Raw genomic sequence first — 25706 nt, 5'->3', positions numbered from 1 at the left:
TAATATGAAAGGTGGATTTAAAACGGAAGGTAGATTTTCTGAATCACTTCCTCGTATTCCCTCCGGCAATCGCTCTTCGAAGTGATGCCGCCGCCTGCCTTGAAATACAATTTTCGGCTTTCCTTCGGCTTCTTTCCTTCGTTTGCCTTGAAATTCTTTTCTCCGTCGGCTTCAAAATCAACCGGCGAAGTTTCTTCTTCTATGAATCTTATCATGACGGCGGAGTTGAGTTCGCCCTGGTCGTAGATTCCCATGATGCCCGTGTAGAAGCCGCGGTCGTAGCCTTCTGCCTCTTGGATAATCTGCATGGTTTTATCTTTCGGGGCACCCGTGATGGAACCGGCTGGGAGCTGGGCATCGAGGATTTCGCCCAGATGGTGGGGGGAATCTTCGGGCAGGCGACCGCTGATTTCTGAACTGGTTTGCAGGATGTCGCCCTTGTTGGTGTGCAGCACGTCGACGTAACGGTATTTATCTACCCTTACATCTTCTGCCACCCGGCTCAGGTCGTTTCTTATCAGATCTACGATGGTGGCGTGTTCTGCCGCCTCTTTCCGGTCTTCCATCAGCAGCTTTTCGGCATTGGGGAGGGATGCATCCAGGGTTCCCTTCATGGGATAGGAGTAGATTCTTCCGCCCTTGATTCTGACGAAGGTTTCGGGCGAAAAGCAGACGAAGGGGGTGAAATTCTCTTCTATGTTCTCTTCTTTCAGATGAGCTTTATTCTGTGCTTCTTCTTTCAGATGAGCTTTATCTTCTGCTTGAGTTCTCTTTCTTCTGAGCAGCAGTTTATACTTCCCTTTTGCACGATGGAAAATTTCTTCTAATGAAAGATTGCAGCTCACGGGAACCCGGTTGGTGAGATTCGTAAGATAGCTGTTGCCCGCCATAATGTTGCTCTTCACGATGTTGAAGCTTCGCTCGTAATCCTCGTAAAGTGGGGGCTCTATCTGCCAGGTGGTCTCCGAAGTCTCTTCCTTCCAAGTCTCTTTCCAGGCATGAGAAAGGTTTCCTCTTCCTTCAAAATCGAAGAGGCATTCTTCGGGATTTATATCTGATAGCTTGCGGATGAAGGCCTCGTCTGCCTGGTAGTTGATGACAAAGAGAAAAGGCTCTTTCTGGCTTGCCAATCGGTTGATTTTATCTATGATTTTCTGTTTCATGTCTGCAAAGATACTGCTTTTATTTAGAAAGACAAAAGATTGGTTACAGATTTTTGTTTGATGGGACGTCTTCTCCACACGCCCTTTCAGGGCGTGTGGATCATATTTAATAGGCTTTCCATGCCTTTTCAATAAGGCTTTTTCTGCCTTTTTTAATACGCTTCTCCCTGCTCTATCTCTTCCTGCGTGATGCGCTTGCGGTCGATGGCGCGCCAGGCAAAGACGATGTAGGCGAGGACGAACGGGATGAGGAGGGAAACTATCGCCATGGTGCGGAGCGTGAACTCGCTGCTACAGCTGTTGGCGAGGGTGAGCGAACTCTGAAGGTCGATGTTCGACGGATAGTAGGCGGTATTGTTCCAGCCGGCTATCAGCAGCAGAACCAACACGGTAAGCACGGTTCCGATGCCCGTAAACCAGATTCCCTTTCTATACTGCACGCTCCTCGATGACTTGAAAATGCCGAAAAGAACGAGTACTACACCTATTAATAATATTACAAGCAAGATTGGCATCTCCAGAAGATTGTGAAGATACTTCATGCTCTCTATCGTAATGCCGGAAGAAGAAGTGCTGAATCCGTCCTTTATCATCAATCTGATGAGGGATGACAGGAAGAACAATAGGAAGAGGAGGGCATTCCATGGCAACTGGCGGGTACAGCGCTCCTGAATCTGCTGGTGCTCGATGTTGTTCTTGATGTAGAGCATGCCCAGAATGCGGGCTAGCATCAGTACGGCAAGTCCCAGCACCACGTTCCATGGGTCGAGCAGGGCATCAAGACCATGACTGGCGTTTGCCCAGCGGCTGATGACGGGTTGCAGACTGTTGGTAATATTGCCCTTGTCTATCAGGAAATTGCTGCCGTTGAAGAAGGTGGCTACGGCTCCGCCAAGAAGCAGCGGACCCACGATGCCGTTGATGATGAGGCAGATCTGAAAGGTCTTCGGTCCAAGAAAATTACCTATCTTGTTCTGGAATTCATAGCTCACGGCTTGAATCACAAACGAGAACAGGATGATCATCCACAGCCAGTAGGCTCCGCCGAAACTGGTGCTGTAGAACAGCGGGAACGAGGCGAAGAAGGCTCCGCCGAAGGTGACGAGCGTGGTGAAGGTGAACTCCCATTTTCGCCCCGTAGAGTTGATGATGAGGCGACGCTCTTCTTCCGTTTTTCCCAAACAGAAAATCAAGGTGTTGGCTCCCTGTACAAACATGAGAAACACCAGCAGGGCTCCTAATAATGATACGAGGAACCACCAGTATGATTGCAAAAATTCGTATGTCATAATGCTAATGTCATAAAGTTAATTCATAATCTTAAGTTTATCATCTTAAGTTTTTATTCATATTCCGGTCCTTTCTTAATCTGTTTCATCAGAATGCTGATTTCCACGGCGAGCATGGTGGTGAAGAGTGCCAGGAAGATGAAGAAGGTGGTGGCCACGCTGCCTGCCTCGATGTCGGAGATGGCGGCGCTTACTGGCAGCAGGTCTTGGATGGTCCAAGGCTGGCGACCGATTTCTGCTACTATCCAGCCCGATTCTGAGGCGATGTAAGCCAGCGGAATCATGATGATGGCGGAAATGAGGAACCATCGGTATTGGGCGATTTCCTTCTTATAGACCAGGAATAGGCTGAGGGCGAAGAAGAGGATGAGCAGGCAGCCTACTCCCACCATCAGGCGGAAGGCGTAGAAGCAGATTGGGATGCTCGGCACCAGTTCCTTGGCGTCCTTGATGTAACCATATCCGAAGTATTTCATATTCTCCTTCAAGATTGGCAGCTGGTCTTTCGCCTTGGTTTCGCGATAGGTTTTCAGGGCAACTATCGCCTTCTTGCCCCGGGCTATCTTTTCCTGCACGGATGGTTCACGGGTGCCATCCTCCTTAGTATAACCATTGAGAATATTGTTTACGCCAGGCACGTAGCCATCGGCTGTGCGGGTGGCTAAGAACGAGAGCATGTTAGGGATGGCGATGCGCATGGCTGGCTCCTGTTCGTTTTCGTAATCGGGCTGCTGGAAGGGGTGAACGGCTGCTATCGCCGTGAGGCTCTCGCCCTTTCCGCCATTATATAATGCTTCCATCGCAGCCAGTTTCATCGGCTGCACCTGTGCCACCTGATAGGCAGAGCTGTCGCCGGTCATCGCAGCCAGCAGGGTGGCGATGAGTCCTACTCCGGCACCCATCTTGATGCTCGCCTTCGCCAGTTGGGTTTCTCTCTTCTTCAGGAGATACCAGCAGCTTACGGCTACCACGAAGGTGGCGCCGATGATCCAGGAGGAAGTAACGGTATGGGTGAACTTGTTGATGGCGAATGGCGAGAGTGCCACATCCATAAACGAAGTCATCTCGAAGCGCATGGTGTCGGGATTGAATTCCTGCCCTACAGGATATTGCATCCAGGCGTTGGCTACGAGAATCCACCAGGCAGAAATGGTGGCGCCAAGTCCCGTGAGCCAGGTGGAGGCAAGGTGGAAGCCCCGGCTCACCTTATCCCAGCCGAAGAACATTACGGCTACGAAGGTGCTCTCCATGAAGAATGCCAGGATGCCTTCGATGGCTAGGGGAGCACCGAATACGTCGCCCACGAACCAGGAGTAGTTGCTCCAGTTGGTGCCGAATTCAAATTCCAGGATGATGCCTGTGGCAACGCCCATGGCGAAGTTGACGCCAAAGAGTTTTTGCCAGAAACGGGTTACGTGCTTCCAAAACGGCTTGTTGGTGCGGTAGTAGCATGTTTCGGCGATGCCCATGATTACTGCCAGTCCTAGGGTGAGCGGCACGAACAGCCAATGGTAGATGGCCGTGAGTGCGAATTGCGCCCTCGACCAATCGATGGTGGCTGATGTAATGTCTAACAATAGATTTGTCATCATAGTTGAATGGTTTTAAAATTGTTATTATATAATGTTTTTGTATTTCTTTCGATGTGAAGGTTGCGGGGATTCAGAGTCTTATCTGTTCAGAATTTCCTTGGAAACGAAGCCTGCCTTGTCTCCGTTCTTGGCATTCGTATTGATAAAATCTGGAAAGAAAAAGAGCTTGAGCACCAGGAAGATGATGGCAAGTTTGATGAGGATGATGGTCCAGAGCGTCTTGCCCAGGGTCATCTTCCTGAAACCATCGTAATAGAGATGGAAAATCCGGGACAGCAGTCCTTGTTTCATCGGTTTTACATCCGTTTTCATCAGATTTTTATCCTTTTTCTTCTGCATAAGCACTCCTTCTTAAAAAAATCTGCTGCAAATCTACAATAAAATTATGTAACTACCAAATATTTTCTTGAAAAAGTTACAAAAAGGTTGTTTTTAGATATCCCATAAGGGAGTTATTTTAAAGTTTTTCTTTTTTTATTATGGAATAAGTCTTGCCGTTTCTTCAGAATTCATTATCTTTGTCCCCTAAAACATAGAAACATTTTAATCAGAAATAATCAGAAGAAATAATGAATATAGAATCTGTTAGAGAGTATTGCCTCTCGCTTCCCCTCGTAACCGAGGCTTTTCCTTTTGATGAGCGGACCTTGGTGTTTCGCATTTTGGGCAAGATCTTTGCCTGTGTTGATCTGGAGCGCCCCGAGTGGGTTACGATGAAATGTAATGCCGATTACGCCCTCGAACTCCGGGAAGTGCATCCCGAAATAGAAGGCGCATGGCATTGGAATAAGAAATACTGGAATCAGGTAAACCTTTATGGCACGCTGGAAGATGATTTCATCCAGGCCCTGATTCGCCACAGCTATTCCGAAGTGGTGAAGAAGCTCAAGAAACAGGAAAAGCTTGAGCATCCTGAAATCATGGAGGTGGTAGAGTAGTTTCTACCACTCCACCTTATCGTTGAGAATCACGCCGTCGGTTGCATCTTCGGCTGTAAAGGTTTCGGCCTTATACTGCACGCAGAGCATCAGCAGCGGCTCGGTACCATTGTTGCGAACAGAGCGCTTGCCGTCTGGTGCTACTCTCACCACGCTTCCTTCCTGAACTGGGAATACCTCGCCATCCACCTGGAACTCGCCCTTGCCACTCAGGAAGAAATACAATTCCTCGTGGTTCTTGTGAGTATGGAGGAAGCCTGTCTCTGTGCCAGGAGCAAAGCTCTGGAATGAGAACTCGCCACCAGTAGCGTTCACGCTCTGACCTCCGAATACCTTTCCTGGAATCTTAATCTCAGGACCCAGCTCTAAGGTGTAATCCTTGATTTCACTCATCTTACCAAAATCTGTGGCTGTAAAGTTTGCAGCCTTAGCAATAATCTTTGTTTCTTTCATCTTGTCTGTTATTTTTAAATGTTTATATTTCTCTTTTTTTTATTTCTTATTGTGAATTTGTGAATACTTCTGCTTTCAGCTTTCATTTCTGAATTGCGCTGCAAAGATACTGCGAAAAACTGGTTCCTGCAAGAGGGCACTTGGGGGTAAGATGGTTACTGGGAGGTAACTATTGCGAGGGAATGGGAGTAAGAAAAATGAAGCGTTAACTTAGATTAACTTGGTATGTTTGGTATCTTTCCGGATATTAGTTACTTTTGTAGCCTATTGCAGAATATTGTAGAGTTTTGCAGAATATTATAGATTATTGTAGAATATAAAAAAGATAGATTATGGCAAGAATGATAAAAGAAATGGTAGTGCAGGACTGTCCCATCCGTAACGTTCTGGCGCGCGTTTGCGACAAGTGGTCGCTACTGGTAATCTACACCCTGAAAAATCATCAGGATGGTCCCCTCCGGTTTAATGCCCTGCGTAAGCTGATTCCGGATATTTCGCAGAAAATGCTTACCAGCACGTTAAAATCGTTGGAGGCTGATGGCTACGTTACCCGCAAGGCTTATGCCGAAGTGCCGCCAAGAGTGGAGTATTCTCTCACACCCCGTGCTGAAACCCTTATTCCTATTATGGATCATCTGATAGAATGGGCGCTGGATAACATGGCTGTGATTCTGAAGGATAGGGATAAGGCTGTAGGCTGAATTCCAAGATGAGATTTCCGAAAAATCATTCATTTTTTCTGTAGTTTGGGTAATGCGTGTTTTCGGGAATCTTCGTATCTTTGCACTCGGAAATCATGATCATCATCTAATCATAATAGAATTATAACTATAAGTATAAAAAATATGTATATTGACAAAATAAAGTCGCCAGCCGACTTGAAAAAGCTGGATTTGAAGGAGCTGCAGGTGGTGGCTGATGAAACCAGACAGGCTGTGCTGAACCGTGTGAGCAAGCATGGCGGTCATGTGGGACCAAACCTCGGATTCGTGGAGGCTACCGTGGCGCTTCACTACGTTTTTGATGCACCAAAGGATAAGCTCGTGTTTGACGTAAGCCACCAATGTTATCCGCATAAGGTGCTCACCGGACGAGCTGCGGGATTCCTCGGCGATATGGATGACATGAATGCCATTTCGGGCTATTCTTCTCCAGCCGAATGTCCGGAGTATGACAATTTCGAGGTGGGGCATACTTCCACTTCCGTGAGTCTTGCCACCGGTTTGCAGAAGGCGCGCGACATCAAGGGTACCGATGAGAACATCATCGCCATTATCGGCGACGGATCCCTTTCGGGCGGCGAGGCTTTCGAGGGACTGGATGAGGCTTCGGAACTCGGAACGGGCATCATCATCGTGGTGAACGACAACGAAATGTCTATCGCCGAAAATCATGGCGGAATCTACAAGAACCTGCGTGCCTTGCGCCAGAGTAAAGGCACCTGCGAGCACAACTGGTTCAAGGCATGGGGCTTTGAATACAAGTATCTGGAAGAGGGTAACGACATCGAAAAACTCATCCAGATTTTCGAGAGCGTGAAGGATACGGATAAGCCTACCGTGGTTCACATTCATACAGAGAAAGGTCATGGATTTGCGCCAGCCGTAGCCAATAAGGAGGCTTGGCATTGGGGAATGCCTTTCAATCTGGAAGACGGTTCGCGACCAAGAAGGAATGCCGATGGAACCCTCCCGGAGGTTGCTCCAACAGAGGATTACGGCACTTTATTCTCTGACTGGATGCTCAGCGAGATGAAACAGGATAAGACCCTCATCGCCGTAACCGCCGGTACTCCTACCGCAGGCGGCTTTACTGCCGATAAGCGAAAGTTGGCTGGTAATCAGCACATCGATATGGGAATCGCCGAAGAGCAGGCGGTGGCCATGATTTCGGGAATGGCGAAGGGTGGATTGCATCCGGTATGGACCGTTTACAGTACCTTCATCCAACGCACCTACGACCAGATAGCGCAAGACCTCTGCATCAATTCCAATCCAGCCGTAATCAACGTGGTAGGAGGCGGAGTGAACTCGATGAACGACATCACCCACATCTGCCTTTTCGATATTCCGATGCTCTACAGCATTCCGGGTCTCATCTATCTGGCTCCAACCACCTGCGAGGAGTATTTCGCCATGCTCCGCTGGAGCATTCTGCAGGATAAGAAACCTATCGCCATCCGCGTGCCTAGCAATGGCGTGGTTCATGCGTCTGAAACCGTTGATGCTGAGTATGGTTACGAGGCAAAGTACAAGGTGATGCACCAGGGCGAGAAGGTGGCAGTCATCGCCGCCGGTTCGTTCTATCAGAAGGGCGAGAATGTAGTCCGCCTGTTGGCTGATAAGGGCATCGATGCTACGCTCATCAATCCCCGTTATCTGAATGAGGTGGATGCCGAGACGCTGGATAACCTGAAGGCAAACCATCAGTTGGTGGTAACCCTGGAGGATGGTTCGAAGGATGGCGGCTTCGGCGAGCGTATCGCCTCTTACTATGGCACTTCGGATATGAAGGTGATGGTGGGCGGCATCAGAAAGGGACTCTACGACAGATACGATGTGAAGGAGTTGCTTTCGGATAATCGCCTGCTCGATGAGCAGATTGTGGAAGACGTTTTGTTAATGATTAGTGATTAGTTATTAATGATTAGTTAGTCAGCATAGTTAGTTTTTATTTACCGAGAAATCCAAGCCGGAGAATCATCTCTAGCTTGGATTTCTTCTGTTTTATCATCGAATGTTTGTCTTAATCTCAGTCTTAATCCCAGTCTTAATCTTAGTCATTATCTCAATCATTATCTCAATCATCATCATCGTCATCCCAATCTCTATCGTGCTTCCACTTCTTCTTGTCGTGCTTCCACTTCTTGTCGTGTTTGTGATGTTTGTGATGCTTGTCTGGCTTTCCTGGTTCATAGGTTACATGGGTTCCGCCTGGCCATCCTGGTCTTCCGTAGCTGCACTCAGGGCGAGGGCGGCGCTTGTCGTGTCCCCAGTTATGCTTTGGATACTTGGTGTAAATATGGTGAACATACACATGATTCTGCCAGCCGATAGGGCGATAGAAATAATAAGAGTCCTTGAATCTCTTCCATTGTCTGGCGGTCATCATGCGCTTGAGCTGCTTGTTGCGGTAATGCCAGCCGTAGGCATCAATGTCGCGATAGCTGCGGATGCCATTGAGATAATTGAGATTGATGTTCAGGATGCTGTTGCGCTGAACGCTGCTCAATCCCAGTTCCACCACCATCTTATCTGTGATAAAACGGGCTTCTGCCTGAATATTTGTCAGTCTCTGAGCATTCATAGATGTAATCATCATCCATACTGCTACCAATGTCATAATCATTCTTTTCATAACGATCTTCTCTTTAAAGGGTTATTACTGCATTTATTTTAATTGAAGAGGCTACTTGGTGCCGCTATCAACTTTTTGATGGTGCAAAGATAGAGAGAATAGCTGAAAACAACAAGGGGAAAACCATAAACCAGCGTATGATTTTCCCTAAAAGAATCGGGAAAACTCCTGTAACAAAATTGTAGTATCTTTTATCTGCTAATTAAAATCCTTGTAACCTCATTGACACATAATATCCTTACCTTTGCACCCGAAATTTAACAGGTATTACCCCGAAAGGGGAAATCTTTAATAAAAGTATTATAGTCAGATAAAGAAAAAATGGAAAAGAAAGTATCGGGTAAGCATAGCAGCATGAATGGCTTTGCTATGATGAAAGGTAGAGTAGCTACTGTAGTTTTGGCTTCGGCTTTATTGTTGGGCGGAGGCTTGACTGCACAGGCGCAAAACGCAGCATTAACAACCTGTTCTCAGAGTGCAGCAACCGCCATTCCGCAGAATCCAAACTGGAAGGCGAATGCTGCCGAATGGCAGAAACTGAAGGGCGAAATCACCCTCTACATGACCAATGACATGGGCCGCAACGGCTACTACGACCAGAAGCCTATCGCCGAACTGATGGGCGAGATGGCGGGTACGGTAGATCCTGAATGCGTACTTGCCGTGGGCGACATCCACCATTTCAATGGCGTGGCTTCTACCCAGGACCCTCTGTGGCTTACCAATTACGAATATGTTTATTCTCATCCCGACCTGATGCTCGACTGGTTCCCGGTTTGCGGCAACCATGAGTATCGTGGTAATACCCAGGCTTTTATGGACTACGGCAAGGTGAGCCGCCGCTGGATGATGCCAGCCAAATATTACACCAAGGTGTTCGACCACAAGGGAACCACCGTGCGTGTCATCTTCCTCGACACCACACCTCTAATCGATTCTTATCGCAAGGCGTCAGAAAAATATCCTGATGCCGGCAAGCAGGATGCTGAGGCTCAGCTCTCCTGGCTCGACGAAACCCTGAAGAATGCCAAGGAAGACTGGGTCATCGTGGTAGGCCATCATCCTATCTACGCCTACACCACGAAGAAGGAAAATGAGCGCCTTGACATGCAGAAGCGCCTCCTTCCTATCCTCCATAAATATAATAATGTGGCGATTTATGCCTGCGGTCACATCCACAACTTCCAGCACATCCGGAAGAAGGGCGACAACATCGACTACGTAGTCAATTCCTCTTCATCTCTGGCTCGTCCTGTGAAGCCTATCGATGGCACCGTGTTCTGCAGTCCTGCCGATGGTTTCTCTGTATTTACCGTAGATAAGAAGCAGCTCAGAATGTCGATGATTGACAAGGATGGAAAAATCATCCACACGGTTTTAAAGGTAAAAAAGTAAAAAGGTAAAAGAAACTTTTTTGCGAAAAGAAACGAATGAAGATTTCAATAGCGATATAGATGAAAAGAATTTTACTGAGTGCGGCGCTTCTTGCCGCAGCGACTACCGCCATCCAGGCACATACGCTGGATGGTATAGTCAAGGATAACAAAACGGGCGAACCCCTCATCGGAACCGTAATCCGAGTAAAGGAGCTGCCCAACGTGAGTACCACCACCGGACTCGATGGTACTTTCACCCTGCATGAATTGCCTGATAAAGGCAAGGTGACCATCATCGTTTCCTACATGTCTTACAAGACCAGGGAGATGGTAGTGGATGTGGCAAAGAAAGACAAGGTGGATATTCCGATGGATGAAGACTTGAAGCAGTTGGGCGAAGTGGTGGTTACCGGTCATCGTGAATACCGCAGCGACCGAAGTGCTATAGAAACCGTGAAGAATGCCGGCAACGTGCTCAACGTGATGAGCCAGCAGAGCATCCAGCTTTCGCCTGATGTCAACGTGGCGAGCGTTTTGCAGCGAGTATCGGGTGTAACCATGGAGCGTGATGCATCGGGCGAGGCTTCCTACGCCATCCTCCGAGGCATGGACAAGCGCTACAACTACACCCTGGTGAACGGCGTAAAGATTCCTAGTCCGGATGATAAAAACCGTTACATCCCTTTGAATATCTTCCCTTCTGATTTGATGGATCGCCTGGTGGTATCTAAGTCTTTGACGGCTGATATGGAAGGCGATGCAGCCGGCGGCGTGGTTGATATGGTGATGAAGGATGCCCCATCCCGCTTCCAGATTCAGGCAAATTCAGCCATCGGAGCAAGTGATTATTTCTGGAAGGATGGCAGAGATTATCTTACCAGCAATCGCTCTGATTATACAAAGAAATCTCCTTACGAGGCTTTCGGAAAAGACTATAAGGCACAGATGAGCGATTTCAAGAACGGTCCTGTTCAGTTGAAGAGCCATTCTCTTCCTGCTCCTAACTTCATAGGAGGTCTGAGCATCGGCAACCGCTTCTGGAACGACCGCCTGGGCGTGATGCTTGCCGGAAGCGTGCAGAATGTTTTCCGTGGCACCGAGCGCACCTACAATTCCGTAAAGATGGCTTCGGGCGAGCAGGCCATGTACATTTCCAATCTGCAGCATCGCTACTACAGCATTCACGACCTTACCACGGGTGCTCATGCCAAGATAGATTTAACCCTGCCTGGCCACAAGCTGGAATGGTACAATATGTATGTGCGCACCAATTCCAAGGGCACCAGATACAACAATAGCGTCAATACCGAATACATCGGAGCCGACAGCTACACCCAGGACGATGAGGTGCGCTCTCTCTCAACCACCCAGAGCATCTTCGCCACCAACCTGAAGGGTACGCATCATCTTACCAAGGATTTTACCGTAGATTGGTCGGGCGTATTCTCGCAGGCTAAGGAGGAAGATCCGGACAGAACTTACGTTACCCTGACGAATACCGTGAGCAGAAAAGCTGAGAATGGCGGCGATGCCGTTTCGGGTTCCATCTGGGAAGGCGACAAGAACATCACCAAGACCCTGCCTAAGAGTGCCGAACGCCGATTCCAGCACAACAAGGATACCGACTGGGCGGGTTACATCAACCTCTCTTACGATACCCATTTCGCCAACGATGTGGAAGCACTCTGGAAGGCGGGCGCGCAGTATCGCAGAAAGGAACGCAGCAACAGATATTATTCTTACATCTTCAATCCTGCCGACATCTCGCAGCGATTGGATGGCAACGGAATAGACCAGTTTGCTCACATCGATTGGGTTTGCAAGACTCCTTATTCTCAGGCTTCGCAGCTCAACTACGATTCCAAGGAGCACATCGGCGGAGCCTATGCCATGGTAACCCTGAAGAGCGAGGTGGGCGAACTGAATGCCGGTTTCCGTGCCGAGCATACCAACCAGATTTACACCATGCTCCAGCACTTCCGCAATATGGGACAGGTGGGCGAGCAGAGCTACTGGGATTATCTGCCATCGGCATCCATTAAGTGGACGCCAACCAAGAAGATGAACGTGCGTCTCTCTTACTATCGCTCCATCAACCGTCCGGGCTTCTACGAGATAGTGCCTTATCAGATTCAGGGCGAGGAGTATCAGGAAAAGGGTAATCCAAACCTGAAGCGTGCCCGCATCGACAACATCGACCTGCGCTGGGAGTGGTTCCCAAGCAAGACCGAACAGATTCTTGCCGGCGTATTCTATAAGTATCTGAAAGACCCTATAGAACAGGTGTTCGTAACATCGGATGGCAAGATTGGAGCCGGAACCGATGCCTATTACATGCCTGATAACCTGGGTAATGCCAAGAACATGGGCTTCGAAATCGATGTGATCAAGTACATCCGCCACTTCGGAGTAAAGGCGAATTATACTTACACCCATTCTGAAATCACCACCTCGAAGCGTGAGTACCAGGAGGGTAGTGCCGAGTATAAGACGGGTGTAACCCAGACCCGTCCGCTGGTTAACCAGGCTCCTCATACCGCCAACATCTCCTTATTATATAAGGATACGGAGAATGGCTGGAATGCGCAGCTGGCCTCTTCCTTCACGGGCACCAAGCTTGCCCTGGTTTCTCCCTTCAAGGATGCCGACCAGTGGGATAAGGCGATGTTCGGTCTCGACCTGAGTGCCGAGAAGCAATTCAAGAACGGCATCTCCATCTTCTTCAAGGCAAACAATCTGCTTGATGCCAAGCGTGAGAGATACTTGAAGACCATGAACAAAAGCAACCTGGAGTATGAGGGCCAGAAGAGCGATAAGACCATCGTGGGAACTTATCAGTATGGCAGAACCTTCCTGCTGGGAGTAAGATACAAACTTTAAAAGGTAAAAAGGCTTTTAAAGGTAAAAAAGGTAAAAAAGTAAAAAGGTAAAAAAAGAAGAAATGAAAAAGATAAATACTTTTGCTGCTTTGCTGTTGATGGCAGCAGCTGCAATGTTCTCCACATCTTGCGAGAACGATAATATCAATCCATACGATTACGTGAATAATGGCGGTAATGGAAGTGATGGCAATGAGAACCAGGGTTCTAAGGATATCATCACAACGAAGGTGGCAGAATATCCTAAAGGCTCTCTGGTTTGGAGCAAGGATACTACCCTCAGCGAGAGCGTGGAGATTCCTGTAGGAACATCGCTCTACATCGAGCCGGGCGTAACTGTTACCTGCAAATCAGAGGTTCAGGTACCGGTAGAAATCGTGGTATTGGGCAATCTCTATTGTCTGGGAACCGCCGAGAAGCCAGTTACCATCACTTCTGATACCAAGAAACCAGCCGATTGGGGCGGCATCATCTGCGGCTACAATTCAGAAGAGGTGGTGCTCAACCACGTAGATGTGGCCTATGCCGGTGCTACTCCTACCGAGAGTTCTGCTTCTTTCCAGAACAAGCTTTTCAAGACCACTATCGATGGCGGTGTGCCAGCCTTCCACTTCTGTAATGTAAACGGCAAGTTTGTGATGGCAAACAGTTTCTTCCATGACAACTACAACGACCAGACTTATTTTACAGGTGGTAACGGCGTGATTATCAACAATATCTTTGCCGATAGCGGAAATGCAGCCGATGGTGGCGAGGCCATCAACGTAAAGGCAGGTTGCAAGATTGATGTAGCCAACAACATCATCTACAATGCCTGCACCAACGCCTTCAAACTTTCTAATGCCGGCAATAGCGAGGTGATTCCTCTCACCGAGATGACCGCCTATAACAATACCATCATCAACTGCGGCTGGCGCCGTTCCAAAAACAAAAAGGGTGGTTCTGTCTGGGTAGAGAAGGCAGCGAAGCCAGTCTTCGTGAACAACCTCATCTACGATTCCCGTTTCGGACTGAAGCAGCCAAAGAAGGATGGTGCTGATATGGAGCACAGTCGTCTTACACCAAACTACTACTTTGCATCTACAGAGACAGGCGTAGCGCAGATGGCGAAGGATGCAGAGCTCGGCATCTGGTTTGATACCGATATCAAGAGCAGCGTGGCTGGTCAGCTCAACCCTCTCTTCAAGAGTTTCAAGCAGAGCGAGAAGATGAACATCAATTGCGAAATTGATGATGTAGCCCAGGGTGCTCCCATTGGCATTCGACAAGAGTTGGAATTTCGATTATCAGGCAGGCAGTCCTGCTCTCTCAGGAGGTGTAACCGATTTTGTCCGTCTCTTCCCACAAGGTCTGCCATTCTTCGGCATGAAGCAGGTGAATTTCCTGGATAAGAATAACGACCAGAACTATTACTTCGCCGCCCCATTGCCAAGCGCAAGATTCGGAGCGAGATTGTAAAAAGCGATTATAATATCATAGCGCGATTAAATAAAAGAGGATGCGTGCAGGCGACATGATGTAGCTTGCACGCTTTTCTTGTACAATCGGTTTAGTTCGAGATAGAAACAACGTCTTTTCTTCATCTCTCTTACCTTCTTTCTTCTTGTATTAATAATGTGTTAATCTCGGGAAAAGTCTTGGTTGATTATAGGATAAAATGTTCTTTAACCCTATTGAAATCTCCGTTCATAGACGTTGAACCGCGGTTCAGCGTCTTTGAACGGCGGTTCAACGTCTTTGAACGGACATTCAACGTCTATGAACGGAGATTTTATCTAAGTATAAATGTTTCTTTTCTTAGTTGAAAGAACAGTTTTAGTAGGGTAAATTCCTTGTTTTACCTCTCTTTTTGTTCTAATTCATCCGCTTACTCCGAATGATGCAAGAAAAAAAGAAAAAGCTTTGAAAACAATCTCGTTTTCAAAGCTTTTTCCTTATTTATGCCTCTTTCTTCTTCGTCTTAGGAAGAACGAGGTTGAGAACTACGCCGATGACGGCGGAAAGACCGATGCCGGAAATGGCGAAGGAACCGGATGAGAGAACGGCGCCACCCAAGCCCATCGTCAGCATCACAGAGATGATGATAACATTGCGGGTTTCATTCATGTCTACCTTGTTCTGCATCAGATTCTGAACGCCCACACTTGCGATGGTTCCAAAAAGCAGCAGCATGATGCCACCTAAAACTGCCTGAGGAATGCTCTGCAACAAAGCACTCAACTTGCCCACGATGGAGAAACAGATGGCGGTGGCTGCGGATATGCGAATCACGGCAGGACTCGTTACCTTGGTGATAGACATCGCACCTGTTACCTCTGAATAAGTGGTCTCAGGAGGTCCGCCCAGAAAGGCTGAACAGAGACATGCCAGTCCATCGCCCAACATCGTGCGATGCAATCCCGGATCTGCCACGAAATCCTTCTTGGCTACGGCACTCACCACATATACATCGCCGATATGCTCCAGCACCGGAGCTATTGCCACGGGCAACATATAGAGGAATGGAGCCCAGGAGAAATGGGTGATGGTATCGAAGGATACAGGACAGGAGAACCATGATGCCGCTGCCACGCCCGAGAAATCTACCTCGCCCATGCAGATGGCGATGACATAGCCCACGATAACCCCAGAAATGATAGGAACCAGCTTCATCAAGCCCTTGCAGAAGGTAAGCACCAGGATAGCGGTGATGAGCGATGCAAAGGCGAGAATCCAGTTGGTCTTTGCCATATCCACAGCGCTGCCCGAAAGGGAGAGACCGATGAGGATGATGGCGGGACCGATGACTACCGGAGGAAAAATCCTGTCCAGCAGTTTCTTGCCCTGCCATTTCACTAGGGCGCTCATGACGAAATACACCAGAGAAACGCTGGTTAGTCCGGCGATTGTTCCCGGCAGTCCCCATTGCTTGGTTGCAGCGATGATAGGGGCGATAAAGGCGAAGGAACTGCCCAGGAAAATAGGCACCTTACCCTTGGTGATGAAGTGAAAAAGAAAGGTTCCTACACCAGCGGTGAAGAGAGCCGTTGCCGGATCGATGCCTATCAGAAGAGGCACCAGAACCGTTGCACCGAAAGCCACAAACAGGAATTGTACTCCCACCAGGGTTTTCTTGGTCATAGAAAGTTGTTCTGTATCCATAGTCGATATTCTTTATTAGTCTTTCAGACTCTCCTGATACCAGTCGAAGAGTTTCTTCACACCATCCTCAATCTCTACCTTATGCGTCCAGCCGAGGCTGTGGAGCTTATCTACAGAGATGAGCTTGCGCATGGTTCCATCTGGCTTGCTGGCGTCAAACTCTACTTCGCCTTCGAAACCTACTGCCTTTACTACAAGTTCAGAAAGTTCACGGATGGTGAGCTCCTTGCCGGTACCCACGTTGATGTGGCAGTTACGAATCTCACCAAGAGAAGGGATAGCGCCACCACGGCCCTCAGAGTTGTTTCTATCCACAGCACCATCTACCTTGGCACCATAGAATACAGAACTGTACTTCTCTATACCGATGATGTCCTTGAAATCTACATTCAGGAGCACGTGAACGCTGGCATCTGCCATATCCTCGCTCCAGAGGAATTCACGCAATGGTTTGCCTGTTCCCCAAAGCACTACCTTGTTGTCGTAGATGCCGTAGAACTCCAGCGCCTTCAGAATGCGCTCGTGAGAGTTGCTGCCGTCTACGTTACCCTCGCCGATGATTTCGCGGAGCTTATCAGTAGGGTTGATAGGGCGCTTGTTCATATCCACCTCGATGCTGTGCCAGTCGCCATCGTGGATGAGTTTGGCAAGATAAATCTTGCGCATCATCGCAGGCATTACGTGGCTGTTCTCCAGATGGAAGTTATCGTTAGGGCCATAGAGGTTGGTTGGCATCACAGCGATATAGTTGGTACCATACTGAAGGTTGTAGCTCTCGCACATCTTCAGTCCGGCAATCTTGGCGATGGCATATTCCTCGTTGGTATATTCCAGCGGAGAAGTAAGGAGCACATCTTCGCTCATAGGCTGCGGTGCATTCTTAGGATAGATGCAGGTAGAGCCCAGGAAGAGGAGCTTCTTCACGCCATGAGAATAAGCGTTGCTGATTACGTTGCATTGCATCTTCATGTTCTGCATGATGAAGTCTGCACGATACAATGAATTCGCCATGATACCGCCCACGAAGGCAGCAGCCAATACTACTGCATCAGGCTTTTCCTCGTCAAAGAACTTCTCTACTGCATACTGGTCGGTCAAGTCGAGTTCTTTGTGAGAACGACCTACCAGGTTGTTATAACCTCTCTTCTTGAGGTTATTCCAGATAGCAGAACCCACGAGTCCGTGGTGTCCTGCTATATAAATTTTACTATCTTTTGATAACATTGATTATTGCTATAAACTATCTATCAACTGTTAACTATAAACTATTACTTAACAATACCCTTCTCCAAGTATTCTGCAAGATTGCAGCGAACCTTCTGACCGGCATCCTCGGCAGCTACCTTCGCCATATCGCTCTCTACCATGATCTTTACGAGATCTTCGAAAGAGGTGGTGTTAGGATTCCAGTTGAGCTTAGCCTTTGCCTTTGTTGGGTCACCCCAGAGGTTCACCACGTCGGTAGGACGGTAGAAATCAGGAGAAACCTCAACGAGTGTCTTGCCGATGAGTTCCTCAGGACCCTCAACGCAGATACCCTTCTCGTTCTCATCCTTGCCTTCCCATTTCAGTTCGATTCCTACATAGTGGAACGCCAGCTGGGCGAACTCACGAACAGAGTGCTGCTTACCGGTTGCAATCACGAAGTCCTCTGGTTTCTCAGCCTGGAGAATCAGCCACATACACTCTACATAATCCTTGGCATAACCCCAGTCGCGGAGCGAATCCAGGTTACCGAGATAGAGCTTGTCTTGCTTGCCCTGCTTGATGCGGGCTGCAGCCAAAGTAATCTTGCGGGTTACGAAAGTCTCACCACGGCGCTCACTTTCATGATTGAAGAGGATACCAGAGCAGCAGAACATATCATAAGCCTCACGATACTCCTTGACAATCCAGAAACCATACTGCTTGGCAACAGCGTATGGAGAATAAGGGTGGAATGGAGTGTTCTCGTTCTGAGGAACCTCTTCTACCTTACCGTAGAGCTCAGATGTTGAAGCCTGATACATGCGGCAGGTCTTCTCCAGACCGCATTGGCGGATAGCCTCCAGGATACGGAGCACACCGGTAGCATCTACATCTGCTGTAAACTCAGGGGAGTCGAAGCTCACCTGTACGTGGCTCTGTGCTGCCAGATTATATACCTCAGTAGGTTTCACCTTGTTCATTACCTGGATGATACTCATAGAGTCACCGAGGTCAGCATAGTGAAGATGGAAATTAGGTGTACCCTCCAAATGGGCAATTCTTTCGCGGTAGTCGGTAGATGATCGGCGGATAGTTCCGTGAACATCATACCCTTTTTCCAACAATAATTCAGCCAAGTATGAACCATCCTGGCCTGTAATACCTGTAATTAAAGCTACTTTTCTATTCATGTCATTATATGTTTTTAATGATGTCTTTTTATTGAATAAGTCAGAATATCTGTGGGCGAACCGGATTAAGCCTTAGCAATCAGGTTTTCAAAGTCATCACAGAATTCAGTCATCTGGTGATAGAGTAGATTGCAACCCTTATTGGATAATTCTTCATCTGGTAGCGGACCGCTGTTAATTGCTACAGTAAAAATGTTGGCTGCCACGCCGGCACGGACGCCCAAAGGAGCATTCTCTACCACGATGCCTTCCCAGGGTTTCAGGTTTCCTGCCTTCTGCAATCCCATGAGATATGGGTCAGGATTTGGTTTGCCGCGCTTTACATCATAGGCGGTTACGATATGTGCTTCATCCAGAAAATCGCCGAAGTCGTTGAGCAGTCGCATGATGAGCGGGCGCTGTCCGCTTCCTGTTACCACTCCTACCTGCATGCCAGCATCTTTAATCTTCTGCATGATTTCCTTTACGCCAGGAAATATTTCGGCAGTAGGCATCGAGTGGAATATTTCGGTCTTCACATCATACATCTTCTGTGCTTCGTCCAGCGTGATGTCGATGCCCTTCTGCTTCTTCACCATCATCTGGATGGTGTCAATGCCTCGGGCTCCTTCGGTGGCATAAGCATCGGCTGCTGTCATGTGGATATCAAACTGTTTCATCGATTCCTGCCATGCCACAGCATGATTTGGCATACTGTTGTACAGCACGCCGTCCATATCAAAAAGCACGGCTTTAGGGTTGAATTCCCCAAAGCCGTGTTCTTTCATATATTTAAAAATAATTTCCTTCATCAACTATTTAATGTTTTGTGTTTAATGTTTAGTGTTTAATGCTTTGCATGGCGTATGCCTCAACTAAACATTAAACACTACACATTATTCATTCTTCAAGCGCTCCTGGATAGCTTTGCTCTCTGCCTCATAACCTGGCTTGTTGAGCAATGCGAACATATTTTTCTTGTATGCCTCAACACCAGGCTGGTTGAATGGGTTTACCTCTTCCAAGAGACCGCTGATACCGCAAGCCTTCTCGAAGAAGTAGATCAGCTGACCGAGGTAGTAAGCGTTCAACTCTGGTACGTTAACCAGGATGTTAGGAACACCACCGTCAACGTGAGCCAGACGTGTACCGAGCTCTGCCATCTTGTTCACCTCGTCAACACGCTTGCCCTCGAGGAAGTTCAAACCGTCGAGGTTCTCATCATCGTGAGGGAAGAGCAACTTCTCGTTAGGAGTCTCTACGCTGATAACAGTCTCGAAGATAGAGCGCTCGCCCTGCTGAATCCACTGGCCCATAGAGTGAAGGTCGGTAGTGAAGTCGCAAGCTGCTGGGAAGATACCCTTCTGGTCCTTACCCTCGCTCTCACCATAGAGCTGCTTCCACCACTCAGCGAAGTAGTGAAGTTTAGGCTGGAAGTTGCATACAATCTCAATCTTCTTGCCAGCCTGAGTATAGAGAGCCTGACGTGTAGCTGCATAGATAGCTGCAGGATTCTCCTCGAAAGCTACGTTCTTGCCGCAAGCCTTCTCCATGTCAGCCGCACCAGCTACGAGCTGCTTTACATCGAAACCTGCTACTGCGATAGGCAACAAACCTACTGGGGTCAAAACAGAGAAGCGGCCACCTACATTATCAGGGATGATGAAGCTCTTGTAACCTTCCTTGTCAGCACAAGTACGTGCAGCACCCTTCTTGGCGTCGGTTACAGCTACGATAACATCCTTAGCCTCTTCCTTACCGCGCTGTTCCTCGCATTGCTTCTTCAAAAGACGGAAAGCGAGAGCTGTCTCAGTAGTGGTACCAGACTTAGAGATATTGATGACACCAAACTTCTTGTTCTTCAAGAAAGAAGTTAACTCGAAGAGGTAGTCCTCACCGATATTGTTACCTGCGAAGAGGATAGTAGGGTTCTTCTTGTCGTTTACGAGCCAAGCGAAAGAGTTGCCGAGGCCTTCGATAACGGCGCGTGCACCGAGGTAGCTACCACCGATACCTGCTACAACAACCACCTCACACTTTTCGCGCAAAGTATTGGCAACAGCCTGAATCTCATAGAGGAACTCAGGAGTGATAGAAGATGGCAAATGCAACCATCCCAAGAAATCGTTACCTTCACAAGTGCCGTTCTCAAGAGCTTCCTGAGCGGCCTTAACCTTAGGCTCGTAAGCCTTTACTGCACCTTCTGCAAGGAATGATGCAGCCTTTGTAATGTTTAAGCTGATACTTTTCATTTTTTCTTTTAATATCTAAATGAATGTGTTAATGTTACTACTTGAAGACAAACTCTTCTGCCGAAACCGAAGGATAGAATGTGCCTATCTGAACGAGTCGGTCAAGAGTTTGATTTCGATTTGCGGACTGATGCGCTCGTACAATATATTATATACAGCATCGAGAATCGGCATGTTGACGTGCATGTGGCGATTGATTTCCTTCATACACTTGGTGCCGAAATATCCTTCTGCAATCATCTCCATCTCTATCTGCGCACTCTTCACGCTGTAGCCCTTGCCTATCATGGTTCCGAAGGTGCGGTTGCGGGAAAAGTTGCTGTAACCTGTTACGAGCAAGTCGCCCAGATAAACTGAGTCGTACATGCTTCGGTCGATAGGGTGGACGGCTGTCAGGAAGCGGTGCATCTCCTGAACGGCATTTGACATGAGTACCGCCTGGAAGTTGTCACCATACTTCAGTCCGCCACAGATACCTGCTGCGATGGCGTATACGTTCTTCAGAACCGAAGAGTATTCGATACCGATGACATCGCTCGAAGTCTTGGTCTTGATGAATTCACTCGCCAGACAATCGTTGGCGAAGGCACGCGCCTTTTCGGTATCGCTACAGCCCACGGTGAGATAGCTCAGTCGCTCCAGTGCCACCTCCTCGGCATGAGAAGGACCTCCGATGCAGGCGAGGTTCTCGTAAGGCACATCGTAAACCTGATGGAAATACTCTGAGCAAACGAGGTTTTCATCTGGCACAATACCTTTAATGGCTGTGATGATGAACTTGTCGCTGAGTCGCGTCTTGAGCTTCTTGAGATGATTCTTCAGATAAGGCGACGGGGTGACGAACACGAGTGTATCGTAGTTCTGCACTATCTTGTTGATGTCGGAAGAGAAGAAAATCTCATCTACATTGAATCGTGCCGACATCAGATAGGCAGGGTTGTGCCCCATGCGCTTGAAGTCCTCGATGCGGTCATCGCGACGCATATACCAGCCTATGTGATGAGTATGACCCACCACAATCTTGGCTATTGCCGTAGCCCAGCTACCGCCGCCAATTATCGCTATTTTACCGCAGTTGAACACTTCGAATGAATTTATAATTAATAATTAATAATGAGGCTTTCGCCTTTGTTTGTAGATATAATGTATAACCAATAAAAAGTCGGAACTCTTTATTGATTATACATTATTAATTATGCATTATCAATTAAGCATTTGCTGCATTAATCCAGCCCTGGATGTCGTCAACAGAAGGCTTCTCGTAGCCGAGCTTGTACTTCTTGTTGATTTCTCCAATCTTCTGCTGCAAGCCTTGTGCTTTTTCTTCACGGATATCAGAGATGAGGTTGAAGCCTGCCTTGCGGAGCACGTATGCCCAATCCTCTGGCACGCCAATCTCTTCCCATTCCTTGATGGTGCTCTGTGGCATCTTCTTCTCTGGCTTCATCTGTGGGAAGAACAATACCTCCTGGATGAAGGTCTTGCCTGTCATCAACATGACCAAGCGGTCGATACCGATACCGATACCTGATGTTGGAGGCATACCGTACTGGAGGGCACGGAGGAAGTCCTGATCGATGATCATCGCCTCGTCATCACCCTTGTCAGCAAGCTTCATCTGGTCGATGAAACGCTCTTCCTGATCAATTGGGTCGTTGAGCTCAGAGTATGCATTGGCAAGCTCCTTACCGTTTACCATCAACTCGAAACGCTCGGTCAAGCCTGGCTTAGAACGGTGCATCTTGGTCAATGGAGACATCTCTACAGGATAGTCGGTGATGAAGGTTGGCTGGAGGAAGGTGCCCTCGCAGAACTCACCGAAGAGCTCATCAATCAACTTACCCTTACCCATGGTCTCATCTACATCCATGCCCTTCTCCTTGCAGAATGCGCGGATCTCTTCCTCGGTCTTGCCGTTGCAGTCGAAACCGGTCTTTTCCTTGATGGCATCGAGGATAGGCAGACGGCGATATGGAGCCTTGAAGCTGATGATGTTGCCATCAATCTCGCGCTCTGGCTTGCCGTTTACGGCGATACAGATCGTTTCGAGCAACTTCTCTGTGAAAGCCATCATCCAGTTGTAGTCCTTGTACTGAACATAAAGCTCCATACAGGTAAACTCAGGGTTGTGGTTGCGGTCCATGCCCTCGTTGCGGAAGTTCTTGCCGATTTCATAAACACCCTCGAAACCACCTACGATGAGGCGCTTCAGGTAGAGCTCGGTAGCGATACGCATGTACATATCCTGATCGAGTGCATTGAAGTGGGTGATGAATGGGCGGGCAGAAGCACCACCGGCAATGCTCTGCAGGGTAGGAGTCTCTACCTCAGTATAACCTGCGTTGTCGAGTACGCTGCGGAGTGTGCGGAGTACGGTAGCACGCTGCAGGAAAGTATCCTTTACGCCATCATTAACGATGAGGTCAACGTAGCGCTGGCGGTAACGCAACTCTGGATCATCGAACTTGTCGTAAGCCACGCCATCCTTATACTTCACGATAGGGAGTGGCTTCAAGCTCTTAGAGAGCAGGCACAGTTCCTTGGCGTGAACGGAAATCTCGCCAGTCTGTGTGCGGAATACGAAACCCTTTACACCGATGAAGTCACCGATATCGAGAAGTTTCTTGAATACTGTATTATAAAGGTCCTTGTTCTCGTCTGGACAAATCTCGTCGCGGGCGATATAAACCTGGATTCTTCCCTTTGAGTCCTGCAACTCAGCAAAGCTAGCTTTACCCATTACGCGGCGACCCATCATACGTCCGGCGATAACTACCTGGCGTGGCTCGTCCTCGTCCTTGAATTCAGCTTTGATATCTGTGCTGAATGCATTGGTTGGAAACTCTGCTGCTGGGTATGGGTCGATACCCATCTCGCGCAATGTCTGAAGACTCTGTCTGCGAACGATTTCCTGTTCGCTTAGCTCTAAAATGTTCATATTCTATTCAGATATATCTTTTATTTTCTTATTTTTGGTGCAAAAATACAAAATAAATCTGAACTATATGCCGTTTTTTATGTTTTTTATTATTAAAGAAAGGAAAAGGTATGTAAAGTTTGCCCTTCATCAAATAAAAAGTGCGATAAATTTTGTTTTCTCTGAAGAAAGTCTTACCTTTGCGTTGAATTTATCAGAAACATACTTTGGAGCGAGGAGGAAACGAATGGCTCTGAATCAATAACAAAATACGAGAAATAGGAGAAAATAAGATGAACATAGATGAATTAGTAAAAAGAATCAGCAAGACTGATGGATTATCCAAGACCCTCGGAATGCATTTCATTTCTACCCCTGAGCCTGATACGCTTCAGGCAACGATGAAGGTAGATGAGCGTAATCGCCAACCTTTCGGCTTCTTGAGTGGAGGTGCTTCTCTGGCTCTTGCCGAGAATGTGGCGGGTATCGGTTCCCTGGCGCTCTGTCCGGGACAGATTGCCGTGGGTATCAACGTGAGCGGTACTCATGTTCTGGCGGTCAGCGAGGGCGATATAGTTACTGCCTTTGCCAAGATTGTGCACAAGGGCAGAACCTTGCATACCTGGCAGGTGGATATCAAGAATACGGCTGGTGAGGTAATCTGTACCGTACAGGTAACCAACTATGTGTTCACTCCAAAGAAAGACAATCAGAAAAAGGGGGCAGAAACAAAGGTATGATAGCTTTTGCGTATTATCGTCTGCCTTATCTGCACCATGCTACCTATGTGGCTCAGCATGAGGGAGAACCTGAGGTACTCTCTTCTGTGGCAGAACTGAATGGCAAGGAAGGTTTCGTGATAGCTCCTTTCGCGCCATCCAGCGAATGTCCCGTGGTGCTGATGCATCCGGATGAAAGCAAACTGATCTCTGCCGAGGGGGCTGAAAATGCATCGCGATGCGGCACTTCCTACGTCGTGACGCAGCAGGATTTACGTCGTGACGTAGCAGACTCTACGTCGGGACGTAATTTTGAAGCCTATGCAAGGGAGTTTGAATGCTTTCACCGGCAGCTCTCTGAAGGTAAATTCAGCAAGATTGTTCTGGCAAGAAAACTGTGTATCCAGAGCAATCGGCAGCCTTTAGAATCTGTCCAGACTTCAGTAGTGCAAGATGCCGGCAAGACTTCAGCTGTGCAGAATACAGCCAATGCTTCAGTTGTGCAGGATGCAGACTCTTTAAAGGCTCTGTTTCTGAAGACCTGCCGGATGTATCCCCGTCTTTTTGTAGCCTTGGTTTATACACCCCAGTCGGGTTTATGGCTGATGGCTACACCTGAAATTCTGCTCAAAGGTGAACAGAATCAGATGGCAACCATGTCGCTGGCAGGCACCCAAAAGGCTGAACCTTCCAAGACCGTAGCCGATTATCCGGTAGAAGGGATAGAATGGTCGGAGAAGAACAGAGAGGAACAGCAGTATGTAACCGATTATATCGAGGATTGCATCAAGGTCTTTTCGGATGAATATCAGAAGAAGGGACCTTATACCACGATGGCTGCCAATCTCTATCATCTCCGTACAGACATTGCTTTCCGTCTGCATGATACGGGGCGTCTGGGCGATGTGCTCGATGCCTTATATCCTACGCCTGCCGTCTGTGGGATACCGAAGGATGAAGCTCGCCGGTTTATCCTGCAGCATGAACATCAGTCGCGCAAATATTATAGTGGTTTTGTGGGACCGATTTCGCCGAAAGGAAAGACGCATCTCTATGTTTCCCTGCGCTGCATGAATATTCTGGATGACGGTTCCTGCGAACTCTATGCCGGAGGCGGATTGCTGAAGGAAAGCGAGATGGAGAAGGAGTGGAAGGAAACTGAAGCTAAGATGCAGACCATCCTGTCGGTCCTGTAAAGGTCTTGCAGAGAAATGATAGGGATTCATTCTGATTTTATAATGCTAAAAGACAAAGGCTCTTCAAGAATCTGAAA

The 25706-nt window shown here is 48.0% G+C and carries 21 protein-coding genes; 8 read left to right on the top strand and 13 right to left on the bottom strand.

Translation table 11 applies throughout. The annotated features are described in order from the left end of the window. Nucleotides 1-17: 17 nt before the first annotated feature. From ONT18_RS08290 to ONT18_RS08275, 4 genes are all read right to left on the bottom strand, one after another. Entirely contained in the window at nt 18-1163 is a 1146-nt protein-coding gene (locus ONT18_RS08290) for an aminodeoxychorismate synthase component I (RefSeq protein ID WP_264904883.1), read from the bottom strand. A gap of 152 nt (nt 1164-1315) precedes the next feature. Continuing rightward, entirely contained in the window at nt 1316-2452 is a 1137-nt protein-coding gene (gene cydB / locus ONT18_RS08285) for a cytochrome d ubiquinol oxidase subunit II (protein ID WP_264904881.1), read from the bottom strand. Between the two features lie 53 nt (nt 2453-2505). Continuing rightward, nucleotides 2506-4041, bottom strand: coding sequence for a cytochrome ubiquinol oxidase subunit I (locus tag ONT18_RS08280; protein ID WP_264906831.1), 1536 nt, complete (start codon nt 4039-4041; stop codon nt 2506-2508). Nucleotides 4042-4122: 81 nt separating this feature from the next. Further along, a complete protein-coding gene (locus ONT18_RS08275) occupies nt 4123-4383 on the bottom strand; it encodes a DUF4492 domain-containing protein (protein ID WP_264904879.1) in 261 nt (86 codons plus the stop codon). Between the two features lie 230 nt (nt 4384-4613). Between ONT18_RS08275 and ONT18_RS08270 the strand changes: the two genes are divergently transcribed. Further along, nucleotides 4614-4982 carry an MmcQ/YjbR family DNA-binding protein gene (locus ONT18_RS08270; protein ID WP_153093331.1) on the top strand — a complete coding sequence of 123 codons (369 nt, stop codon included), beginning with the start codon at nt 4614-4616 and terminating at the stop codon, nt 4980-4982. Nucleotides 4983-4985: 3 nt separating this feature from the next. Here the strand turns inward: ONT18_RS08270 and ONT18_RS08265 are convergent, their stop codons facing one another. Beyond that, nucleotides 4986-5435, bottom strand: a complete 450-nt coding sequence (locus ONT18_RS08265) for a cupin domain-containing protein (protein WP_264904876.1) — start codon at nt 5433-5435, stop codon at nt 4986-4988. Nucleotides 5436-5767: 332 nt separating this feature from the next. Between ONT18_RS08265 and ONT18_RS08260 the strand changes: the two genes are divergently transcribed. Together ONT18_RS08260 and ONT18_RS08255 are read left to right on the top strand one after the other, a co-directional pair. After that, nucleotides 5768-6136 (top strand): winged helix-turn-helix transcriptional regulator, encoded by a 369-nt coding sequence (locus tag ONT18_RS08260; protein ID WP_134844293.1) that lies wholly within the window; start codon nt 5768-5770, stop codon nt 6134-6136. Nucleotides 6137-6280: 144 nt separating this feature from the next. Further along, nucleotides 6281-8071, top strand: a complete 1791-nt coding sequence (locus ONT18_RS08255; protein WP_264904874.1) for a 1-deoxy-D-xylulose-5-phosphate synthase — start codon at nt 6281-6283, stop codon at nt 8069-8071. Nucleotides 8072-8234: 163 nt separating this feature from the next. Here ONT18_RS08255 and ONT18_RS08250 read toward each other — a convergent pair whose 3' ends face one another. Further along, a complete protein-coding gene (locus ONT18_RS08250; protein WP_264904872.1) occupies nt 8235-8792 on the bottom strand; it encodes a hypothetical protein in 558 nt (185 codons plus the stop codon). A 321-nt stretch (nt 8793-9113) separates the two neighbouring features. On the opposite strand from ONT18_RS08250, the gene ONT18_RS08245 reads away from it, so the two are divergent. The 3 genes from ONT18_RS08245 to ONT18_RS08235 all read left to right on the top strand — a co-directional run bounded on the left by ONT18_RS08245 (nt 9114) and on the right by ONT18_RS08235 (nt 14438). Next, complete coding sequence (locus tag ONT18_RS08245; RefSeq protein ID WP_264904870.1) at nt 9114-10187, top strand: metallophosphoesterase; 1074 nt, start codon at nt 9114-9116, stop codon at nt 10185-10187. 59 nt (nt 10188-10246) lie between these two features. Beyond that, nucleotides 10247-13048: a TonB-dependent receptor gene (locus ONT18_RS08240; protein WP_264904868.1), complete on the top strand. Its 2802-nt coding sequence runs from the start codon at nt 10247-10249 to the stop codon at nt 13046-13048. A gap of 61 nt (nt 13049-13109) precedes the next feature. Further along, nucleotides 13110-14438, top strand: coding sequence for a hypothetical protein (locus ONT18_RS08235; protein WP_264904866.1), 1329 nt, complete (start codon nt 13110-13112; stop codon nt 14436-14438). A gap of 547 nt (nt 14439-14985) precedes the next feature. Here ONT18_RS08235 and ONT18_RS08230 read toward each other — a convergent pair. From ONT18_RS08230 to lysS, 7 genes are all read right to left on the bottom strand, one after another. Further along, nucleotides 14986-16188 (bottom strand): uracil-xanthine permease family protein, encoded by a 1203-nt coding sequence (locus ONT18_RS08230; RefSeq protein ID WP_117691623.1) that lies wholly within the window; start codon nt 16186-16188, stop codon nt 14986-14988. A 15-nt stretch (nt 16189-16203) separates the two neighbouring features. Further along, nucleotides 16204-17412: a GDP-L-fucose synthase family protein gene (locus tag ONT18_RS08225; RefSeq protein ID WP_006847208.1), complete on the bottom strand. Its 1209-nt coding sequence runs from the start codon at nt 17410-17412 to the stop codon at nt 16204-16206. 44 nt (nt 17413-17456) lie between these two features. Next, nucleotides 17457-18566 (bottom strand): GDP-mannose 4,6-dehydratase, encoded by a 1110-nt coding sequence (gene gmd / locus ONT18_RS08220; protein ID WP_022121697.1) that lies wholly within the window; start codon nt 18564-18566, stop codon nt 17457-17459. A 65-nt stretch (nt 18567-18631) separates the two neighbouring features. Continuing rightward, the gene (locus ONT18_RS08215; protein ID WP_117691754.1) at nt 18632-19357 is read right to left on the bottom strand and encodes an HAD family hydrolase; all 726 of its coding nucleotides are present in this window, start codon (nt 19355-19357) and stop codon (nt 18632-18634) included. A gap of 84 nt (nt 19358-19441) precedes the next feature. After that, on the bottom strand, nt 19442-20797 hold the full coding sequence (locus tag ONT18_RS08210; protein WP_264904862.1) for a glucose-6-phosphate isomerase: 1356 nt from the start codon (nt 20795-20797) through the stop codon (nt 19442-19444). A gap of 84 nt (nt 20798-20881) precedes the next feature. Next, a complete protein-coding gene (locus ONT18_RS08205; RefSeq protein ID WP_006847212.1) occupies nt 20882-21880 on the bottom strand; it encodes an NAD(P)H-dependent glycerol-3-phosphate dehydrogenase in 999 nt (332 codons plus the stop codon). A 124-nt stretch (nt 21881-22004) separates the two neighbouring features. Then, nucleotides 22005-23735 carry a lysine--tRNA ligase gene (gene lysS, locus ONT18_RS08200; RefSeq protein WP_118151047.1) on the bottom strand — a complete coding sequence of 577 codons (1731 nt, stop codon included), beginning with the start codon at nt 23733-23735 and terminating at the stop codon, nt 22005-22007. A 272-nt stretch (nt 23736-24007) separates the two neighbouring features. Between lysS and ONT18_RS08195 the strand changes: the two genes are divergently transcribed. Continuing rightward, a complete protein-coding gene (locus ONT18_RS08195; RefSeq protein WP_117587578.1) occupies nt 24008-24454 on the top strand; it encodes a PaaI family thioesterase in 447 nt (148 codons plus the stop codon). Next, entirely contained in the window at nt 24451-25629 is a 1179-nt protein-coding gene (locus ONT18_RS08190) for a chorismate-binding protein (protein WP_264904857.1), read from the top strand. Before ONT18_RS08195 ends, ONT18_RS08190 begins: the two co-directional genes overlap by 4 nt. Nucleotides 25630-25706: the final 77 nt, after the last annotated feature.

The organism is Segatella copri (genome assembly GCF_026015295.1).
Taxonomy (GTDB): Bacteria; Bacteroidota; Bacteroidia; order Bacteroidales; family Bacteroidaceae; genus Prevotella; species Prevotella copri_C.
This window is presented reverse-complemented; position numbering and strand designations above follow the sequence as displayed.

Bases quoted from the DNA above. Each gene is read 5' to 3' on its own strand.
- ONT18_RS08260 (WP_134844293.1), top strand. From the start codon at position 5,768: ATGGCAAGAATGATAAAAGAAATGGTAGTGCAGGACTGTCCCATCCGT.
- ONT18_RS08270 (WP_153093331.1), top strand. From the start codon at position 4,614: ATGAATATAGAATCTGTTAGAGAGTATTGCCTCTCGCTTCCCCTCGTA.
- lysS (WP_118151047.1), bottom strand. From the start codon at position 23,735: ATGAACATTTTAGAGCTAAGCGAACAGGAAATCGTTCGCAGACAGAGT.
- ONT18_RS08255 (WP_264904874.1), top strand. From the start codon at position 6,281: ATGTATATTGACAAAATAAAGTCGCCAGCCGACTTGAAAAAGCTGGAT.
- ONT18_RS08215 (WP_117691754.1), bottom strand. From the start codon at position 19,357: ATGAAGGAAATTATTTTTAAATATATGAAAGAACACGGCTTTGGGGAA.
- ONT18_RS08195 (WP_117587578.1), top strand. From the start codon at position 24,008: ATGAACATAGATGAATTAGTAAAAAGAATCAGCAAGACTGATGGATTA.
- gmd (WP_022121697.1), bottom strand. From the start codon at position 18,566: ATGAATAGAAAAGTAGCTTTAATTACAGGTATTACAGGCCAGGATGGT.
- ONT18_RS08225 (WP_006847208.1), bottom strand. From the start codon at position 17,412: ATGTTATCAAAAGATAGTAAAATTTATATAGCAGGACACCACGGACTC.
- ONT18_RS08280 (WP_264906831.1), bottom strand. From the start codon at position 4,041: ATGACAAATCTATTGTTAGACATTACATCAGCCACCATCGATTGGTCG.
- ONT18_RS08210 (WP_264904862.1), bottom strand. From the start codon at position 20,797: ATGAAAAGTATCAGCTTAAACATTACAAAGGCTGCATCATTCCTTGCA.
- ONT18_RS08250 (WP_264904872.1), bottom strand. From the start codon at position 8,792: ATGAAAAGAATGATTATGACATTGGTAGCAGTATGGATGATGATTACA.
- ONT18_RS08240 (WP_264904868.1), top strand. From the start codon at position 10,247: ATGAAAAGAATTTTACTGAGTGCGGCGCTTCTTGCCGCAGCGACTACC.
- ONT18_RS08245 (WP_264904870.1), top strand. From the start codon at position 9,114: ATGGAAAAGAAAGTATCGGGTAAGCATAGCAGCATGAATGGCTTTGCT.
- cydB (WP_264904881.1), bottom strand. From the start codon at position 2,452: ATGACATACGAATTTTTGCAATCATACTGGTGGTTCCTCGTATCATTA.
- ONT18_RS08290 (WP_264904883.1), bottom strand. From the start codon at position 1,163: ATGAAACAGAAAATCATAGATAAAATCAACCGATTGGCAAGCCAGAAA.
- ONT18_RS08275 (WP_264904879.1), bottom strand. From the start codon at position 4,383: ATGCAGAAGAAAAAGGATAAAAATCTGATGAAAACGGATGTAAAACCG.
- ONT18_RS08265 (WP_264904876.1), bottom strand. From the start codon at position 5,435: ATGAAAGAAACAAAGATTATTGCTAAGGCTGCAAACTTTACAGCCACA.
- ONT18_RS08230 (WP_117691623.1), bottom strand. From the start codon at position 16,188: ATGGATACAGAACAACTTTCTATGACCAAGAAAACCCTGGTGGGAGTA.
- ONT18_RS08235 (WP_264904866.1), top strand. From the start codon at position 13,110: ATGAAAAAGATAAATACTTTTGCTGCTTTGCTGTTGATGGCAGCAGCT.
- ONT18_RS08190 (WP_264904857.1), top strand. From the start codon at position 24,451: ATGATAGCTTTTGCGTATTATCGTCTGCCTTATCTGCACCATGCTACC.